Annotated in this window: 19 protein-coding genes; 11 read left to right on the top strand and 8 right to left on the bottom strand. The window is 56.7% G+C overall.

Going from position 1 to position 17086, the window contains the following annotated elements; translation table 11 throughout:
- Positions 1–82 precede the first annotated feature (82 nt).
- The 5 genes from meaB (at position 83) to GOW92_RS12625 (ending at position 4083) form a co-directional block, all read left to right on the top strand.
- The gene (meaB, locus tag GOW92_RS12645) at positions 83–1060 is read left to right on the top strand and encodes a methylmalonyl Co-A mutase-associated GTPase MeaB (RefSeq protein ID WP_170560962.1); all 978 of its coding nucleotides are present in this window, start codon (positions 83–85) and stop codon (positions 1058–1060) included.
- A gap of 146 nt (positions 1061–1206) precedes the next feature.
- Entirely contained in the window at positions 1207–2358 is a 1152-nt protein-coding gene (locus GOW92_RS12640; RefSeq protein ID WP_170560961.1) for a Hint domain-containing protein, read from the top strand.
- Positions 2359–2517: 159 nt separating this feature from the next.
- Positions 2518–2805 (top strand): 50S ribosomal protein L28, encoded by a 288-nt coding sequence (rpmB, locus tag GOW92_RS12635; protein WP_120633384.1) that lies wholly within the window; start codon positions 2518–2520, stop codon positions 2803–2805.
- A gap of 408 nt (positions 2806–3213) precedes the next feature.
- Complete coding sequence (locus tag GOW92_RS12630; protein ID WP_170560960.1) at positions 3214–3564, top strand: hypothetical protein; 351 nt, start codon at positions 3214–3216, stop codon at positions 3562–3564.
- 45 nt (positions 3565–3609) lie between these two features.
- The gene (locus GOW92_RS12625) at positions 3610–4083 is read left to right on the top strand and encodes a copper chaperone PCu(A)C (protein WP_170560959.1); all 474 of its coding nucleotides are present in this window, start codon (positions 3610–3612) and stop codon (positions 4081–4083) included.
- 86 nt (positions 4084–4169) lie between these two features.
- Here GOW92_RS12625 and GOW92_RS12620 read toward each other — a convergent pair whose 3' ends face one another.
- A complete protein-coding gene (locus GOW92_RS12620; RefSeq protein WP_170560958.1) occupies positions 4170–4778 on the bottom strand; it encodes an HdeD family acid-resistance protein in 609 nt (202 codons plus the stop codon).
- Positions 4779–4846: 68 nt separating this feature from the next.
- Positions 4847–5542 (bottom strand): NAD-dependent deacylase, encoded by a 696-nt coding sequence (locus tag GOW92_RS12615; protein WP_170560957.1) that lies wholly within the window; start codon positions 5540–5542, stop codon positions 4847–4849.
- A 28-nt stretch (positions 5543–5570) separates the two neighbouring features.
- Here GOW92_RS12615 and GOW92_RS12610 point away from each other — a divergent pair, with 28 nt between their 5' ends.
- Complete coding sequence (locus GOW92_RS12610) at positions 5571–6014, top strand: low molecular weight protein-tyrosine-phosphatase (protein ID WP_170561522.1); 444 nt, start codon at positions 5571–5573, stop codon at positions 6012–6014.
- Here GOW92_RS12610 and GOW92_RS12605 read toward each other — a convergent pair.
- The 3 genes from GOW92_RS12605 to GOW92_RS12595 all read right to left on the bottom strand — a co-directional run bounded on the left by GOW92_RS12605 (position 6011) and on the right by GOW92_RS12595 (position 8663).
- Positions 6011–6952, bottom strand: coding sequence for a LysR family transcriptional regulator (locus tag GOW92_RS12605; protein WP_170560956.1), 942 nt, complete (start codon positions 6950–6952; stop codon positions 6011–6013). The two genes, GOW92_RS12610 and GOW92_RS12605, sit on opposite strands and share 4 nt — an antisense overlap.
- A 63-nt stretch (positions 6953–7015) precedes the next feature.
- Positions 7016–7324: a hypothetical protein gene (locus tag GOW92_RS12600; protein ID WP_170560955.1), complete on the bottom strand. Its 309-nt coding sequence runs from the start codon at positions 7322–7324 to the stop codon at positions 7016–7018.
- Positions 7325–7487: 163 nt separating this feature from the next.
- Positions 7488–8663, bottom strand: a complete 1176-nt coding sequence (locus GOW92_RS12595) for a hypothetical protein (RefSeq protein WP_170560954.1) — start codon at positions 8661–8663, stop codon at positions 7488–7490.
- A gap of 48 nt (positions 8664–8711) precedes the next feature.
- On the opposite strand from GOW92_RS12595, the gene lepA reads away from it, so the two are divergent.
- On the top strand, positions 8712–10511 hold the full coding sequence (gene lepA / locus GOW92_RS12590; RefSeq protein ID WP_170560953.1) for a translation elongation factor 4: 1800 nt from the start codon (positions 8712–8714) through the stop codon (positions 10509–10511).
- A gap of 35 nt (positions 10512–10546) precedes the next feature.
- On the opposite strand, the gene GOW92_RS12585 is transcribed toward lepA, so the two are convergent.
- Positions 10547–11491, bottom strand: a complete 945-nt coding sequence (locus GOW92_RS12585; protein ID WP_170560952.1) for an aldo/keto reductase — start codon at positions 11489–11491, stop codon at positions 10547–10549.
- A 274-nt stretch (positions 11492–11765) separates the two neighbouring features.
- On the opposite strand from GOW92_RS12585, the gene GOW92_RS12580 reads away from it, so the two are divergent.
- Positions 11766–12251 carry a hypothetical protein gene (locus GOW92_RS12580; RefSeq protein WP_170560951.1) on the top strand — a complete coding sequence of 162 codons (486 nt, stop codon included), beginning with the start codon at positions 11766–11768 and terminating at the stop codon, positions 12249–12251.
- A 182-nt stretch (positions 12252–12433) separates the two neighbouring features.
- Entirely contained in the window at positions 12434–12886 is a 453-nt protein-coding gene (locus tag GOW92_RS12575; protein WP_254453021.1) for a hypothetical protein, read from the top strand.
- Between the two features lie 1101 nt (positions 12887–13987).
- Here GOW92_RS12575 and GOW92_RS12570 read toward each other — a convergent pair.
- Both GOW92_RS12570 and GOW92_RS12565 read right to left on the bottom strand, forming a co-directional pair.
- The gene (locus tag GOW92_RS12570; RefSeq protein ID WP_170560950.1) at positions 13988–14125 is read right to left on the bottom strand and encodes an entericidin A/B family lipoprotein; all 138 of its coding nucleotides are present in this window, start codon (positions 14123–14125) and stop codon (positions 13988–13990) included.
- Between the two features lie 213 nt (positions 14126–14338).
- On the bottom strand, positions 14339–14680 hold the full coding sequence (locus tag GOW92_RS12565) for an ArsR/SmtB family transcription factor (RefSeq protein ID WP_170560949.1): 342 nt from the start codon (positions 14678–14680) through the stop codon (positions 14339–14341).
- Between the two features lie 333 nt (positions 14681–15013).
- On the opposite strand from GOW92_RS12565, the gene GOW92_RS12560 reads away from it, so the two are divergent.
- Both GOW92_RS12560 and clpX read left to right on the top strand, forming a co-directional pair.
- Positions 15014–15646: an ATP-dependent Clp protease proteolytic subunit gene (locus GOW92_RS12560; RefSeq protein ID WP_039970058.1), complete on the top strand. Its 633-nt coding sequence runs from the start codon at positions 15014–15016 to the stop codon at positions 15644–15646.
- A gap of 134 nt (positions 15647–15780) precedes the next feature.
- Complete coding sequence (gene clpX / locus GOW92_RS12555) at positions 15781–17046, top strand: ATP-dependent Clp protease ATP-binding subunit ClpX (RefSeq protein WP_170417906.1); 1266 nt, start codon at positions 15781–15783, stop codon at positions 17044–17046.
- Positions 17047–17086 lie beyond the last annotated feature (40 nt).

The raw sequence follows: 17086 nt of genomic DNA, 5'->3' as shown, positions 1-17086 counted from the left end.
GGTGCCTTTCCGTTCCGGTCCGGTCTGGACAAATCACTCGATGGGGCGGCAAGTAGTCGTGCCGTAGGAGATCGGGGTCGGAATGGAAATGGACAGCCTAGGTGACAAGATTCTGAACGGAGACCGGCGCGCGCTGGCCCGGGCGATCACGCTGGTCGAAAGTGGCCGCGCGGATCATCGGGCGCAGGCGTCAGAATTGCTGTCGCATCTGGCCAAAGCCGGTCGCCAATCTCTGCGCATCGGGTTGTCTGGAACTCCGGGGGTGGGCAAATCCACTTTTATCGAAAGCTTTGGCATGATGCTGGTCGAACAGGGTCTGCGTGTGGCTGTTTTAGCTGTTGATCCCAGTTCGGCCCGGTCGGGTGGATCTATTCTGGGTGATAAAACCCGGATGGAAAGGCTAAGCCGCGAGAAAAACGCCTTTATCCGCCCATCGCCCAGCCAATCCCATCTGGGTGGCGTGGCCCGTCGTACACGCGAAGCAATTGCATTGTGTGAAGCAGCAGCATTCGACGTGGTGCTGATTGAAACCGTGGGTGTAGGGCAATCCGAGACCGTGGTTTCCGAAATGTCTGATCTGTTCCTTCTTTTACTTGCACCAGCAGGTGGGGACGAATTGCAGGGGGTCAAACGCGGCATCATGGAAATGGCCGATATGATTCTTGTGAACAAGGCGGATGGAGATCTGAAGGCTACAGCCACCAGAACCTGCGCCGACTACGCCGGTGCCTTGCGCCTGTTGCGCAAGCGCCCACAGGATCCTGAAGGTTTTCCCAAAGCGATGACCGTTTCAGCGGTCGAGGAACATGGGCTGGATCAGGCCTGGGATGAAATGACTACTCTGTCGGGCTGGCGGCGTGAAAACGGCCACTGGGATGGCAACCGTGCGGCTCAGGCGCGGTTCTGGTTCGATCAGGAAGTGCGCCACGCATTGCTTTCACGGTTGGATACGGCGGATGCGCGTGCGGAAATGGATCGCCTTGGGTCCGCTGTTGGGGCAGGCAATCTCAGCCCGTCAGCTGCGGCGGATCGAATGCTCAGAATACTGGCAACACACTAGACGCATTTCAGCGTCAGAGGTGGAGAGTACACCAAAATCATGTATCATGGGCTGAGATACAATTCCTGATTGTGCGACTTCAGGCGAAGGGCGATAGTCCCGATGTCGCGCAGGTCAATGAATGAACACGTCGGGGATAGCTGTACATGCCCAATATCCGTGGGACAAATGGTGACGACGAAATCGAAGTCACCGGCGACGAAGGTACGCTGAACGGCACGCCGCAGGGCACGCCCATTGATGATATCCGCGCCCGCGGCGGCGACGACGAGATCACGGTTGTCAGCAGCAGCATATCAGGGGACGTGCGCGGCAATTCCGGAAACGATGAAATCACCGTGTCCAATGCCCAGATCGATGGGCAGATCAACTCGGGCCGTGATGCGGATACTGTCACTGTTTTCGACGTAGGTGTTGGAAACATCCGTCTGGGGCAGGGCAACGACACCCTGAATTTCCTCCGAACCCAAGTTGCCGGGGACGTCAGGGGCGGCGGCGGGCAGGACGCGCTGAACCTTCCGGTAGGCACGGTTGTTACCGACGCGAATTTCGGCACATTTACCGTTGTTGTCGGACAGTCATATTCGCTGTCCAGCGGTAGCTTCGAATTGCCTTCAGGGATCGTAGTTAACTACAGCGGGTTTGAATCAGGCACAGGGTTTTTGTGTTTTACCCGCGATACGCTTATCCGAACCCAGCGTGGGCCGGTCCTTATTCAGGATCTGCGCCAGGGGGATATGATCTCAACGCAAGGCAACGGGGCGCAACCGATCCGCTGGATTGGGCGCCGCAATTTTAACTCGTTGGAATTGGCGGACGATCCGAAGCGTCGACCCGTTCGTATATTGGCAGGTGCGCTGGGTAACGGGTTGCCCAAACGTGACCTGCTGGTGTCGCGGCAGCACAGAATGCTGGTGCAGTCGAAAATCGCTGAACGGATGTTTGGCGAGCCCGAGGTTCTTATTCCGGCGATCAAACTGACCGAGCTGCCGGGAATTTTCGTCGATAATGCCGTGGACAGTGTCGAATATTATCACCTGCTTTTTGATCAACACGAGGTTATTTTCGCTGAAAACGCCCCAAGCGAAAGCCTGTTTACCGGGCCTGAGGCACTCAAGGCTCTTAGTCCGGAAGCCCGGCGTGAGATATTCGATATCTTTCCCGAGCTGGCAGATATGAACCACGATCCCAACCCGGCCCGGTTCATACCCAAAGGCCCCCAGCAGGCGCGACTCGTGGCGCGGCATCTGAAGAATGACAAACCGCTGCTGACCGATGCGGCAGGGAGAAGTCAGTAGGAATATTGAGATGGTCAAAGAATTCGCACCACGTGTCTTGACCCTTCCTGCGATTCCCACTACACGCATCCAACCAGTTTTCGGGCGCGACTTCGGGTTGCGCCCCTTGTGATTTGGCCGAGGGCATATCCCCGGCCTCCAGAAACAAAGGAAGAAACCATGTCGCGCCGTTGCGAACTGACCGGAAAAGGCCCGATGACTGGCAACAATGTCAGCCACGCCAAAAACAGAACTCGTCGTCGTTTTCTGCCCAACCTGAACGACGTTACTTTGCAGTCGGAAACCCTGGGTCGTGGCGTCAAGCTGCGTATCTCGGCGGCTGCCCTGCGTTCGGTCGACCACCGTGGTGGTCTGGACGCGTTCTTGGCCAAGGCCAAAGACGACGAACTGTCCGACAACGCATTGAAAGTGAAAAAGGAAATCGCCAAGGCACAAGCTTCGGCGTAAGTTCTTTTTCCTGAAAGAATTCAGGCCCTGTACCGAAAGGTGCAGGGTTTTTTTTGTTTTGCTTGGAAAGCTGTTCTCAATTTGGAAATAAATTTCCACTATGGGTGAAATTGTTCACATACCGTTTGCGCGTCTCATATTATGTTCAAGCATATTCATCTGGCGGAGTTTACTCTCATGTCGTTCAAATCATTTTCTTCGTTCTCCCTGTTGACCGACTTTTTCGGCAAAACGTTTGGTGCATGTCTGCGGATGCAGCGTCGGGTGAATCGGCTGCATACAAGCCTGACAAAAGGGTCCGTCAAGCGACCGGAACCGGATCGCTGATAATCTCCTCCCGACCCTGGGCTTCGGGCGTGTCTGATTGCGCTTGAAGCCCGTTTTGTCTCCGGCGTATATCGGGGCAGGATGAAACCCGTTCTGAACAAAGCTCTGCCTTTTGTGCTCTCTCTGCTCGTCGTTTTGACCGGGCAGGGCGTTGCTGCATCGCGTGGTATGGACCGGGCGGTGGGGCAGATGGTGTTGTGCACCGGCACGGGGCCGGTTGTGGTTTATATGGACGCCGAAGGGCAGCCGACGCAGGCCCCGCATTTCTGCCCGGATTATGCGTTGACACTTTTGGGTGCAGTGAGTCCTTCGGAACCGTCCTTGCCGGTGGCTCCGGAAATCGATCGACCCATGCCGTCGCGCATGACAGAGAATCTGATCGCTCTGCCGATTCCGGCGCAACCTGCTCGCGCCCCTCCTGCACGTGTTTGAGTCATTTTCAATTCTTATCAAACACCAAACTACAGGAGAGACGCTATGTCCCTCACATCCAGACTGCTGACCACACTTGCCGCTGCAACTCTTGCCACCGCCGCTTTTGCGCAGGACACCATCACCGTTGATGACGCATATGCCCGCTCATCAGGTAAAACGGCCAAGGCTGGCGCGGCGTTTATGATGATCCAGAACACCGGTGCGGCTGATGACCGTTTGATCGGCGTGGAGTCGGATGCCGCTGCCCGTGTCGAACTGCACACGCATATCGTGGACGAAAATGGCGTTGCCAAGATGACCCATGTCGAAGAAGGCTTAGTCATACCCGCCGGTGAAATGCACATGCTTAAGCGTGGTGGCGATCACGTGATGTTCATGGGCCTGACAGCTCCGTTCGAACAGGACGCAATGGTTCCCGTTACGCTGATCTTCGAGAAAGCAGGTGAGGTCGAGATCGAAATTCCGGTTGATCTGGAACGTAAGGATGCGGGCGGCCACGGTTCCCATTCAAACTAGGGCAACGCCTTTCTTCGGGCCGCGTTGCGGCCGTCATCCATGCGTCAGGCCGGGTTTTCCCGGCCTGTTGTCTTTGCGTCGAAGGTCTATCGGTTAACCACTTTCATCGCCACGCGGTCATGGGCGCGTTTGAAGCGTACGGCCAGCCAAAGCATTACCGCCGCAAAGGCCAGCGCCGAGAAGGCAATCGCCCAGCCGAGCGCCACCATGCCGCTGCCTGGCCAGAACAAAAGAACGAGGCCGATCAACAGCGCGACAACACCAGAATTGCGCATTGTGGATGCGTCGGGATGCGCATCGGGCAACTGCCGCCACGCCATCAGCGAGCCGATCCCGACAATCAAAGCCCAGGCCCCCAGCAGGAAGAACGCCAGGCGCGCGACGCCTTCTGGCCATATTAGGAGTATCAGTCCGATCAGAAGCGCCCCGATGCCGAACCCACCGATCAGTCCGCGACGACCGAACCCCAGCAGCGTCAGGCCACCATCGAGGACCAAAAGCACACCGACCAGACGGATCAGCAACGAAATGCTGCCCGTCGGCCAGAATAGCGCCGCGATCCCAAGCACCCCGGCCAGAATACCGCGCAGCAGGAATGTCCACCACAGGTCCGTTAATTGATCACCTAGGGCGTCACGCGGATCGATGCTGCCGTCATCAAGGATTTCACCTTGTTGGTTCTGGGGGTCTGTCATGGGGACCTCTCGGGTTGTTAGAGCGCTAGTATAGCAGGGAAATCCGCCCTTTGTCTGCGGGTTTCGCCCTATTGCGAAATCAGCATCTGATCGACCCAGTGGGGAACGGTTTCTGTTGCGGGACCCAGCACAACGTCGTCGAAACTGGACGCACCGGTCGATGGGTCGAGGTTCAGTTCAACTGTTCTGGCCCCAGACATAGTGGCCTCGTGCACAAAGGCCGCAGCGGGGTAGACCTGACCCGAAGTGCCGATAGCAGCGAAGAGCCCCGCGCCTGCCAGGTGGTCATAAATGGAATCCATGTGGTACGGCATCTCACCAAACCAGACCACATCCGGACGCGCGGTTGGTGCTGCGCAGGCCGGGCAGGGCTCGCCCACGGCCATCTCGGGCGGTGCCGTCCAGCGATGGCCACAGGCCGCGCAAAGCGCTCCCGCCAGTGTTCCGTGCATATGGATCACGCTTTGTGCGCCGCCGGCTTCATGCAGGCCGTCGACGTTTTGTGTGACGATTATGACTTCACCGGGCCAATCCCGCTGTAACCGGGCAAGCGCTTTATGTGCCGCGTTCGGTTGTGCCTCGGCGGCCTGTACCCGGCGGGCGTTATAAAATCCATGCACCAGTGCAGGGTCGCGCGCGAACCCCTCGGGCGTTGCAACGTCCTCGATTCGATGCTGCGCCCACAGGCCACCCTCATCCCGGAACGTGCCCAACCCGCTTTCGGCGGAAATCCCGGCCCCTGTCAGAATGACGATCTTTTCCATCTTTGCCCTTCGCGTTACACCGTGGTTTATGACTCACCGTATCCTGTTCGTCTGTCTGGGCAATATCTGCCGTTCTCCTGCCGCCGAGGGAGCCTTTCGCGTCCGCGCGCCACATCACCGTACCGACAGTGCCGGAACATCGGGCTGGCATATCGGCGATCCGCCATATGGGCCGATGCAAAAAGCAGCCCGGGCGCGCGGGATTGAGCTGGACGATCTTCGCGCGCGGCAATTCGCGGTCGGGGATTTCGACCGGTTCGATCTGATCATCGGCATGGATGCCGACAACATCGCGAATATCGAGGCTATTCGGCCTGCGGGCAACGAAACTCCGGTGCGCCTGCTGACAGATTTCGCGCCGCATATCGGCACGGATCACGTGCCGGACCCTTACTATACCCGTGATTTCGATGGGGCCCTGGATTTGATCGAGGCGGCGGTCGAAGGTCTCGACGCGCATCTCCGCGGCTAATTCATCAGCTTCAAGCGATTTTTCAGCCATGGCAGTTGCGCAAGGGCCGGATCGACGATCTGGCTGCCCATGAGGCGCCGCATCATACCTGCGACTTCTTGCGGAACCTGACCGGACCAGTCGGTGCGAGTGAACAAGGATATCGTCCGCGAGACGTCTCCGATCGGTGCGGGGTGCGCCTCAAGCCCGTCATGGAATCGCGCTGCCCGCATATAGCCCAGTGGTGTGGTGATCGCCCAGCCAAGGCCGCGCGCGACCATCGCCATCAGCGCCAGATGCGAGCCGATTTCAAACCGTTCTTCAAATTCCAGCTGATGCCGCGCCAGATGGGCTTCGATCTGACGGCTGATCAATTGCTCGCGGGCATACCGCAGAAAGGGCAGGTCCTGCATGGCGTTCTCAGCCCCCTTGGGCAGCACCAGAATGAAGGGATCGCGCACGAGCGGGTACTCGACCACGCCTTCCAGCACCTCGCCGCTATGTGCTGAAACCACAAGCTGAAGTCGCTGCGCCTCAAGTTCTTCGAATAGATCAAGACTGGGCAAAGTGATCAATTTGAACTTTGACCGCGTCAGACTTTCGGCCAACAAAGTGGCCAGTCGCGGGGTTAGGTCGTTGTCGAAATCGTCAATCAGGCCGATGGACAGGGTTGCAAGGTGACCCAAATCCATCACGGTCAGCTCGCTTTGGGCCATTTGAAGCTCGGCCAGAACCGCCTGTGCGCGAGCCAGAAAACTGCGCCCGGCCTGTGTCAGGCGCATCGGGCGCCGTGTATGATCCACCAGATCAGTGCCGACTGCCTTTTCCAGATTGCGCAATTGCTGGGACACCGACGGCTGGCTGAGCCCCGTGATTTCGGCAGCCTGCGCCACCGATCCCGTCCGCGCCAGCGCCTCGAATACTTCGAGGCCGCGCAGGGTCAGCCCTTTCATCACCATCAGATATCCCTTTCGCTGCGCCTTTCTGAGGCGCAGTTCAGGTCAGGTCAAGGATTGATCAACCTAGCTGCAGATCGCCTGCGCCATCTGGCCGAAGTTCCGATACCGGTCCCACAGCGCATCGTCGCGCGCGGTTTTCGACATCTTGAGTTCCTGCGCCTGATGCGGGTCTTTGAACCACTTGGCGACGGTTTTCTGGTCGCTGCGGGTCAGCGCCTGATTGGCCACCCGCTGAATGCAATTGCAGCGATCTCGCGTCGCCGCTGATCGATCCGACGCCAAACAGGCGCGTTTGATCTGTGCTGCGTCCACGACCGGAGCCACCGCTGTCAGCGACGTGGCACAGAATGCGATTAAGAGGAACTTTTTCATGCTCATGCCTCGTATTTGCCTGCCCGGACGGGTCTTATGCCCCTCTCGGTCTGCGGCGGAGTATGAAACAAACTGGATTCAGGATCAATCATACGCTGCGAAAAAGTGATTGCGCGAGTTGGGAAAACCGCACCCTACAGGCTGAGCTTTACTCCAGCATCGATCAGTGCAGGAACGGCAACCATCGTTCGAGGGCGTCAATTAACGCTTCAAGCTTCTCTGGATACTTGGCGGCATACCCCGCTCCAGTCGCCGGAATTCCCCACTTGATCAGAGTATCGACCGCAAGATCGCCTTTGTTTGCACACCATCTGAGGAAGCTGGCTAACCCGGATTTGAACTTAGCTAGGATTGTTTCAATCCACACCCGACTGGGGTTTTCTGCTTCCAATGCGGTCGAAAGCTCTTTCTCTGCTTCCCAAATCAAAGTAACCGCTCCAGACAAAAGCTCATCGTGAATGCTCTCGGGAGGGTTGTTGCCTCCGATGCCGTGACGCGCAGTGGTCTGGGCTTTCAAACTATCTTTGAGATTTGCACAGGCGATTTCTACCTGCCTTCGTGCTCGAATTTGCTCGATCTCATCTGCGACTGATTCCGGACCTTTGTCCCAAATCGTATCGTCGATCAATACAAGCCGACGTTGTAGGTCCCAGTCTAAGGGCTCGCCGGTTAGCAATCCACGATACCAATCGCGCCAATATTGGAAACGAGAACCTTCTGGCGGGTCACCTTCATATCGTGCTATTGCAAACTTCCAAAGATTTGTGAGTTCGCCCGAAAGCCAATCTTCGGAAAAAAGCGGTGCGGCGACTTCAGTGAATTCTCTTGTTTTGAGGTCAGTTGCGTCTTCTTGAGCATGTTCAATGACTCTTGACCATGCTAGTGCTGCCGCTTCTTGAGCTTGTCTAGTACCAGATGAGTCACTGGAAGATAGCTTTGCGAGGGCCAATGCGCAAAACTTCAGAGCTTCATACCAATGCTCTCGTTCAGCACTGCTCGCATTTTCCAGACAGAAAGTCGCAAACTTGGACTGAACCTCCAAAGTGAGATCAAGTTCTACTTCCGAAAACCGCTGAAAAGCCGTGGGAGGAGTTGAGAAAGTTGCTCGCCAAGGCGAATAGATTTTATTGACAATGAGAAGTACAAGCCGGATATCCGCATGTGTTTCTCGCCAGTGTATTAAGTCGAATTGGGGTTCTCTCGTCGCAATTGCCAAAGTGACCAAGAAGGCTCGGAGCGCGGCTAGTGAGGCGACCTGCTCTGCTATTCGGTTGTCCAGATTGCTGAACCACTTCTCAGCTGCATGGTCTTCCAAGTATATTTCACCTAGCTGGATCATTCATATCCCCATTGACCAACCCACGATTCCCCTACATATCCCCAACCCATGACAGACCTCGCTCATATCCGCAATTTCTCCATCGTCGCGCATATCGACCATGGCAAATCCACCCTTGCTGACCGGCTCATCCAAGAGACCGGAACAGTCAAGGATCGCGACATGAAGGAACAGCTGCTCGACAGCATGGATATCGAGCGTGAACGCGGCATCACCATCAAGGCCAACACAGTCCGCATCGACTATACCGCCGACAATGGTGAGCAATATGTGCTGAACCTGATCGACACTCCCGGTCACGTGGACTTTGCCTATGAGGTCTCGCGGTCCATGCGCGCGGTCGAGGGTTCGCTGCTGGTCGTGGACTCGACCCAAGGGGTCGAGGCGCAGACGCTGGCGAATGTGTATCAGGCCATCGACGCCGATCATGAGATCGTACCGGTGTTGAACAAGATCGACCTCCCCGCGTCGGATTGTGACCGCGTCGCCGAACAGATCGAGGACGTGATCGGCATCGACGCGACAGACGCCATTCAGGTCAGCGCCAAGACGGGGCAGGGCATCCATGAGACGCTGGAAGCCATCGTGCAGCAACTGCCCGCGCCACAGGGCAACCTCGACGCGCCGCTCAAGGCGATGCTGGTCGACTCGTGGTACGACGCCTACCTGGGCGTTATCGTTCTGGTCCGCATCATGGACGGCACGCTGAAAAAGGGCATGCGGGTCAAATTCATGTCGAACAACACCCTGCACCATGTGGACCGCGTCGGTGTCTTCCGCCCCGAGATGGAGATGGTCGACTCGCTTGGCCCTGGTGAGATCGGCTTTCTGACGGCGTCCATCAAACAGGTCCGCGACACCCGCGTCGGTGACACCATCACCAATGACCGCAACGGCACCGAAGACGCGCTGGACGGCTTTAAACCCGCGCAGCCGGTGGTGTTCTGCGGCCTCTTCCCCGTCGACAGTTCCGAATTCGAGGACTTACGGGATGCGATCGACAAACTGGCGCTCAACGACGCCTCGTTCAGCTTTGAAATGGAAACCTCGGCTGCGCTGGGCTTTGGCTTCCGCTGCGGCTTCCTCGGCCTTTTGCACCTTGAGGTCATCCGCGACCGCATCGAACGCGAATACGATATCGAGCTCATCACGACGGCCCCGTCGGTGATCTATCACGTCTACATGAAAGACGGCGAGATGATCGAGCTGCACAACCCCGCCGACATGCCCGACCCGTCGAAGGTCGACCATATCGAGGAACCGCGCATCAAAGCGACCATTCTGGTGCCCGACGAATACCTTGGCGACGTGCTGAAACTGTGTCAGGACCGTCGCGGCATCCAGCTGGACCTGACCTATGCGGGCAGCCGCGCCATGGTCGTCTATGACCTGCCGCTGAACGAGGTTGTCTTTGACTTTTACGACCGCCTGAAATCGGTTACCAAGGGCTATGCCTCGTTCGACTACCAGATGACCGGCTATACCGAGGACAATCTGGTCAAGATGTCGGTGCTGGTGAATGACGAACCGGTCGATGCGCTGTCAACCATGGTTCACCGCGACCGGGCCGAGATGCGGGGCCGGGCGATGTGCGAAAAGCTCAAGGACCTGATTCCGCGCCACATGTTCAAAATCCCGATTCAGGCCGCCATCGGAGGCAAGGTCATCGCGCGCGAGACCCTCTCGGCCCTGCGCAAGGACGTGACCGCCAAATGCTACGGCGGCGACGCTACGCGGAAACGCAAACTGCTGGACAAGCAGAAGGCGGGTAAGAAGAAGATGCGCCAGTTCGGGAAGGTAGATATCCCGCAGGAGGCGTTTATCTCTGCGTTGAAGATGGACAGCTAAGGCTGTCCGTTCTCTCCCTTCTTTTTTGACGCATATTAGGTGGCCTCTGGATCAGCGTCCGACTGCCTGAGGTCGACAAGCGCATTCCAGACCACTTCTGGAATATCCCATTCCGCCCATTCTATTGTCTGCCGAACGTGTTGTGGCCAAGTGACTCCACACACCGTTGAGGCAATGCTATCGTCCCTAAGTGAAAACTGCAGCGCTAGCGCGCCCATCGGGACGTCGTGGAGAGCACAAATTTTCTCAATCTCGCGCACCGGGGCAAGCGTTTCTTCTGTTGCCGGCCGGTAGACATAGAAGTGATGCAGTGCGCTGCCCTTTGCCAGAACGCCCCCTGCGTAGGGCGCGGCATTTAGAACCGAGACCCCCTTTGAATTGGCCAGTTGAATCAATGGTGCTGCGTTGACGTTCACAAGTGTATGCCGGTTATGCGTCATCACAACGTCGAAATCTCGGTCGCGGAGCATAGGCATGAGAACATCCAGCTTTCCGCCTGCCAGTCCGACGGCGGTTGCCAGACCTTCCTCTTTCATCCGGAACAACTCGTCCAGCGCGCCTCCGTTGCGCGTGATCTCGGACACGTCAACAGCATATTCCGGATCATGTAAGTGGAGGATGTCCACGCGGTCAACACCAAGCGCTTTAAAACTTTGTTCAAGAGACCGCCGGGCCTGAGAGGCATCGAAAACGCTGGTTTCCATGTTGCGGTCGATTTTCGTAGAAAGTATTCGACCTTCGGGCCAACCGCCCAGCTCGCGAATGACATCCCCAATGCGTTCTTCGCTACGCCCAAGTGCATAGCCGCGGGCAGTATCAATAAAGCCGCCGGGCTGAGCCAGGATTGTCCGCAAGGTCTCGCGCGCGCGTTCTTCATCAACCTCGTACCCGTAGATTTGCGGGATGCTGCCAATGCCCGTTGAGCCAAAACCGATATGCGGAACTCGAATTCCCGTTTTGCCAATTTCCTGACTGTCCATGATAGTCCCCCCCTTTGCTAACATTGGAATTTTTGAATATTAAGCGGGGTGAACCATCGACGCAAATCTGCGGGCGATTATTCCAATGGACAATCCAATAAAGCTCAGATTGGTATTTGTAAGGCTGCCAATGCTCTTGCGGGTTGAGGTCAGGGGCGCAGTTTAGACGCTCACATCGCGATGTGTTATTGTGACCACGGGGAGCCGCGTTCAAGCGGGTTCGATGCATGATCAGACGCTTGCAACGCCCGAGCCTCAGAAAAGAGAGGGTATTATGCACAAGTTCTTTCAAACGACCGCCGTCACAATCTTTGCCATCGGCCTGTCCGCCGCCTCGGCCGATGCGGAAACCCATGACGCCGCAGGCAAGGGTATGGGGGAGAACGCCAACGAGGTTTATGGCATCTCGGACGGTCATGCCGTGGTGAAGACGCAGACCAATTATGACAGTTTCGAAGTTGCCGCTGGCCACCCGCTGGAAGGGGCGAGCGGGGCTTGTTTTGGCGCATTGCTGGTGAATGGGGCCGGGGTCTCAGGCACCGGTAACTGCGTGTTCGACACCGCATCGGGGGAAAAGGCGGTGATGAGCTGGACGGCCACCGGATTTGGTTCGGATGGCGCTCTGACCGGTGACTGGACCGTGTCCGGAGGCACGGGCGGCTGGGCAAGTGCAACAGGTAGTGGCGCATTTTCTTCGCTGACCGATCCTGACACCAAGAAGTTCGTCAACACGATCAGCGGCAGTATTACGATCGAATAGTTGTATTGTGTCACAACGACTTAGAACAGGGCGTACGAGTTCGTGCGCCCTTCCTACGCGGGGTTTGTCTGAGGGTCAGGTTAACCCATTGTGAAGTTTCCCTTAGGTAAGTTGCAACCCGGGCACCCTCTCCCAATCTGTTCAACAGGCCAGCAACGGCCCTGAATTTTGGAGGAGAGCCCATGACCAGATATATGACTGCCGGAGCAGCCGCTCTGGCCACGAGCCTAACCCTTGCAACGGCCTCGATGGCCGAGACCACACCTGATCTGCGTGGTGCCTGGAGCGGCACTTATACCAAGGTTTCGCCGTCTCGGGTGGCCACCGGAGACGCACCGCGCTTTCATCAGGGAGAGTGGGTGTTGGACATCCAGCAGCAGCAGGACAACCTGTTCTGGGGCCCCAGCATGTGGCGGCCGGATGCAAGTACGGATTGGCGTGTGTTTGACGCCACCGGAACCATCAGCCTGGATGGTTCCAACACTATCGGCATCGTCGAAAGCTCGGCCGATCCGCAGGTTGGTGTGAATGCGCTGGTGGATGCGCGCTATCAGGACGGCAAGATTTACGCGGATTTCCGTAGCCTGCGTCGCGGGACAACGTACAGCGTTGTGCTCGAACGACAGGTGAACTGAAGCGTCTCCGGCCCGACCGGCCGTAGGGGGTACTGGCTGCACCGTGTTGCAGCGCGTAGTAGGTAATCTCGGTCGGGTCGGAACGCTTCTCATAAACGGACCCAGCGTCTCCACAGAGTGGAGGCGGGTCGGGCGGCGTCTTGGCCGCGAGTGACAGAGACGGAACAAAACATGCCGGATTGCCGCGTTCCTTGGCACAGGTGGCTCCGGAACCGCGAACCTTCAGCGCGGCTTCACTTGCGGCCTGAGGGCTGTCCGACCCCGATTATTCCGAATGACTCTGGGCAGGCTGCGGCAAACTTGGATGCGGCTGATTCTATGCTCCGCGGCTTTGAAACCCCATCAATTGCAGTAAACCGGCCTTTGCAGGTGCAGAAAGTAGGGAATACACGCCTGTTTCAAGGCCTCTAGTGTTTTCCGTCCGCAAGACCGCATGGCGTTTCGGTTTCCGGAGTTATCCACAAAATTCTCCCGGCGGATATCAACACGTTATCCCCGACAAAATCTCATGCTGCAGTGCTATTTTCTTGTCGGATCAAAGCCCAGATGTAACAGTTTGTTCACCGCAACGGTTCTTAGGAACCAGGGTGGGGCGCAAAGACCAAGGGGGTCGACGCAATAGAGGCAAGTCTTAGGATTGGCTTTTATATGCAAAGGCTTACCGGTGGATGGTTAGTTGAGCTGGGTGTCAGACCCGGATCAAATGATCAGACTCTCAGAAGGTTGATGCGTGCTGTAAAGCACCTCAGGGTGCGGTGCAGCAGCCGTGACCCGCTTTAGGGTTGGGGCAACTGGATCGGCGCGTCCCTCGGACGTATCGACCCGGCAAGGCGTCAGGAGTATCCGTAAGGGTACATGCATGGACCGCGTCTGCGCACCTGACGCCTTTTCCTTTTTCAAATTCCCTGCCTTATGGGCTGCCACTCTACCCCCACTCAAAATGGGAACGGGGTTCTTGTGTGTTCACAAGAACCCCGAGGTTTTGTCAGAAATGCAATGCCGCGTCTATGCACCTGTACCAAGGAGGGTACCTTGGATGGCCACGATTTTCAACCACATCTTGTGGATGGATGTTGCTCATTCGCTACATCCTGAAGCGCGTCAGAGGTTTTCCTGGACGTCCGTCGCTGCGCCTTGAATGGCGTCACCCGCTTTTTCGATATCTTTGCCTGCGCCTTTGGCGGTCTCGCATGCGGCGAGAGAAAACAGCGCTAGTCCTACCAGAATTGCTCGGATCATCAGTACCTCCATTGGATTATCTGAATATGGCGTATCAGCTTTTATTGGCTGGAACCAGTATTTTACGGTGTCTTGAATCGGGCCTGATGTTGCGAAACTGCAGACCAATTGACCGCCTGGGTGATAGGCAAAAAGTATTGCAGCACCCTCAAGCGGTGTTTGGGTCAGAAAGACGTGAGTTACGCATCAGATGCGGTGGAAGGGAAAGCGAAATCAGCTCTTCTCGTCACCGCAAAACAGTTCGTACACAACTTCCAGCATCCGGCGCGGTCTATCATCAGCGAGTCGATAGTAAATCGCCTTGCCTTCGCGTCGAGGAATCACCAGACCTTCAAGGCGAAGACGGGACAGTTGCTGCGATACCGCCGCCTGACGCGCGGAAAGAAGGTCCTCAAGCTCGGTCACGGATTTCTCGCCAGAGACCAGATGGCACAGGATCATCAAGCGGCCTTCGTGACTGATTGCCTTGAGGAAATTCGATGCGCGGGTCGCATTTCCCGCCATCCGATCGAAATCGTCAGATGTCATGTTGGGTGAAATCTGCGGCAATGCCATTGGTGTTTTCCTTTCGGGCCCTGAGGCGGGCGCGTGATTTTTTCGAGTGGTCCGCGAAATTGCGGTGAGTTTTGCTACACGTTCTGAGCATGAATTTCCATATGCATGGATCAAAATGATGTGATGGGAAAAGGGGAACTTGTGCCCAAGTGCGTCAATCTGGATTTCAACCTTTACTGCATCTTTGCATTTGGGATCCGATAATCCACCTAAATTTGTCGGTTAAAGCGCGATCTGTTGTGCCCCCCTTGCAGCCCCCCCGTGGCGACACTAAGACTCGGGTAACGTTTCTTCGGGTAATGTCCCGATCCATAGCAAAACAGGCAGGTTCTCATGTTCGATCCCGTTGATACCTATATGAATACGCTCGTTCCCATGGTCGTCGAACAGACCAGCCGGGGTGAACGGGCGTACGACATTTTCTCGCGCCTTCTCAAAGAGCGGATCATTTTCATCAATGGCCCAATCCACGACGGGATGAGCCACCTGGTCGTCGCGCAATTGCTACATCTTGAGGCAGAGAATCCGAACAAGGAAATCTCGATTTACATCAATTCGCCCGGCGGCGTCGTGACCAGCGGTTTGTCGATTTACGATACAATGCAGTACATCAAGCCGAAATGTTCGACATTGGTAATCGGTCAGGCGGCTTCGATGGGGTCGGTTTTGCTGGCCGGTGGCGAGAAGGGAATGCGCTTTTCTCTGCCCAACAGCCGGATCATGGTGCACCAGCCCAGTGGCGGTTATCAGGGCCAGGCCAGCGACATCATGATTCACGCAGCCGAGACACAAAAGTTGAAGGATCGCCTTTATGACATCTACGTGCGTCATACCGGCCAGACTAAAAAGGCGGTTGAAAAAGCTCTGGATCGTGACAATTTCATGAGCCCGGAAGAGGCAAAGGACTGGGGGCACATCGACGAGATCGTCGAAAATCGCGCCAAAATGGATGGTGATGAGGCCTAAGAATTTGTCCCCACGTCCCGGGCGTGGGGGCCATTTTTGAGATTGTAGCCGCCCCAGTGGTGGCCTAAGCTGCACCAACATGCGGCAAGCGCGGTCCGGTTCGGGCTGCAGGGACGAAGCCCGAAAGGTAGAACATGGCGACGAATTCAGGCGGCGACGGCAAAAACACGCTCTACTGCAGCTTCTGCGGCAAGAGTCAGCATGAGGTACGCAAGCTGATTGCCGGCCCGACCGTTTTCATCTGCGACGAGTGCGTCGAGCTGTGTATGGACATCATCCGTGAGGAGACAAAGGCCAGCGGCCTGAAGTCCAGCGATGGCGTGCCGACACCCAAAGATATTTGCGAAGTGCTGGACGATTATGTAATCGGACAGGCAACCGCCAAACGCGTTCTGTCGGTTGCGGTTCACAACCACTACAAACGTCTGAACCATGCGCAAAAGGCTGGCAGCGATATTGAACTGGCCAAGTCCAACATCCTGCTGATTGGTCCGACCGGTTGCGGTAAGACGCTGCTGGCTCAGACTCTGGCACGTATTCTGGACGTACCGTTCACCATGGCAGACGCAACCACACTGACCGAAGCCGGGTATGTGGGTGAGGATGTTGAGAACATCATCCTTAAGCTGCTGCAAGCCAGCGAATACAACGTGGAGCGGGCGCAGCGCGGCATCGTCTATATTGACGAGGTCGACAAGATCACCCGCAAGTCCGAAAACCCCTCGATCACACGCGACGTGTCGGGTGAGGGTGTGCAGCAAGCGCTGCTGAAACTGATGGAAGGCACCGTTGCCAGTGTGCCGCCGCAAGGTGGACGCAAGCATCCGCAGCAGGAGTTCCTGCAAGTGGACACCACGAATATCCTGTTCATCTGCGGTGGTGCGTTTGCAGGTCTGGACAAGATCATCGCACAGCGCGGCAAAGGCTCGGCGATGGGTTTCGGTGCCGACGTGCGGGACAATGACGAACGCGGCGTTGGTGAGATCTTCAAGGATCTAGAGCCCGAAGATCTGCTGCGGTTCGGTCTGATTCCGGAATTCGTCGGCCGACTGCCGGTTCTGGCGACGCTGGAAGATCTGGACGAAGATGCGCTGGTGACCATCCTGACCAAGCCCAAAAACGCTCTGGTCAAGCAATATCAGCGCCTGTTCGAACTTGAAGACGCTGAGCTGGCCTTTACGGATGACGCGCTCAAGTCGATCGCCAAGAAGGCTATCGAACGCAAGACCGGCGCGCGCGGATTGCGCTCGATTCTGGAAGATATCCTGCTGGACACGATGTTCGAACTGCCGGGCATGAAAAACGTGACAGAGGTTGTTGTGAACGAAGAGGCTGTGTCGTCGGACAAGCAACCGCTCATCATCTACGCCGATGCGGCGGAATCAGCGTCCGCGGGTTAAGACAAGTCGGAATTCAAAAACACGGCGCGGCATTCACCGC

Origin of the sequence: Ruegeria atlantica (genome assembly GCF_013032505.1) — a bacterium.
GTDB classification, from domain to species: Bacteria; Pseudomonadota; Alphaproteobacteria; order Rhodobacterales; family Rhodobacteraceae; genus Ruegeria; species Ruegeria atlantica_F.
This window is presented reverse-complemented; position numbering and strand designations above follow the sequence as displayed.

Coding starts and splice junctions, on each gene's coding strand:
- lepA (WP_170560953.1), top strand. CDS start 8,712: ATGACAGACCTCGCTCATATCCGCAATTTCTCCATCGTCGCGCATATC.
- GOW92_RS12580 (WP_170560951.1), top strand. CDS start 11,766: ATGCACAAGTTCTTTCAAACGACCGCCGTCACAATCTTTGCCATCGGC.
- GOW92_RS12605 (WP_170560956.1), bottom strand. CDS start 6,952: ATGGTGATGAAAGGGCTGACCCTGCGCGGCCTCGAAGTATTCGAGGCG.
- GOW92_RS12600 (WP_170560955.1), bottom strand. CDS start 7,324: ATGAAAAAGTTCCTCTTAATCGCATTCTGTGCCACGTCGCTGACAGCG.
- GOW92_RS12565 (WP_170560949.1), bottom strand. CDS start 14,680: ATGGCATTGCCGCAGATTTCACCCAACATGACATCTGACGATTTCGAT.
- GOW92_RS12625 (WP_170560959.1), top strand. CDS start 3,610: ATGTCCCTCACATCCAGACTGCTGACCACACTTGCCGCTGCAACTCTT.
- GOW92_RS12570 (WP_170560950.1), bottom strand. CDS start 14,125: ATGATCCGAGCAATTCTGGTAGGACTAGCGCTGTTTTCTCTCGCCGCA.
- GOW92_RS12630 (WP_170560960.1), top strand. CDS start 3,214: ATGAAACCCGTTCTGAACAAAGCTCTGCCTTTTGTGCTCTCTCTGCTC.
- GOW92_RS12575 (WP_254453021.1), top strand. CDS start 12,434: ATGACCAGATATATGACTGCCGGAGCAGCCGCTCTGGCCACGAGCCTA.
- GOW92_RS12615 (WP_170560957.1), bottom strand. CDS start 5,542: ATGGAAAAGATCGTCATTCTGACAGGGGCCGGGATTTCCGCCGAAAGC.
- GOW92_RS12585 (WP_170560952.1), bottom strand. CDS start 11,491: ATGGACAGTCAGGAAATTGGCAAAACGGGAATTCGAGTTCCGCATATC.
- GOW92_RS12640 (WP_170560961.1), top strand. CDS start 1,207: ATGCCCAATATCCGTGGGACAAATGGTGACGACGAAATCGAAGTCACC.
- rpmB (WP_120633384.1), top strand. CDS start 2,518: ATGTCGCGCCGTTGCGAACTGACCGGAAAAGGCCCGATGACTGGCAAC.
- GOW92_RS12595 (WP_170560954.1), bottom strand. CDS start 8,663: ATGATCCAGCTAGGTGAAATATACTTGGAAGACCATGCAGCTGAGAAG.
- meaB (WP_170560962.1), top strand. CDS start 83: ATGGAAATGGACAGCCTAGGTGACAAGATTCTGAACGGAGACCGGCGC.
- GOW92_RS12620 (WP_170560958.1), bottom strand. CDS start 4,778: ATGACAGACCCCCAGAACCAACAAGGTGAAATCCTTGATGACGGCAGC.
- clpX (WP_170417906.1), top strand. CDS start 15,781: ATGGCGACGAATTCAGGCGGCGACGGCAAAAACACGCTCTACTGCAGC.
- GOW92_RS12610 (WP_170561522.1), top strand. CDS start 5,571: ATGACTCACCGTATCCTGTTCGTCTGTCTGGGCAATATCTGCCGTTCT.
- GOW92_RS12560 (WP_039970058.1), top strand. CDS start 15,014: ATGTTCGATCCCGTTGATACCTATATGAATACGCTCGTTCCCATGGTC.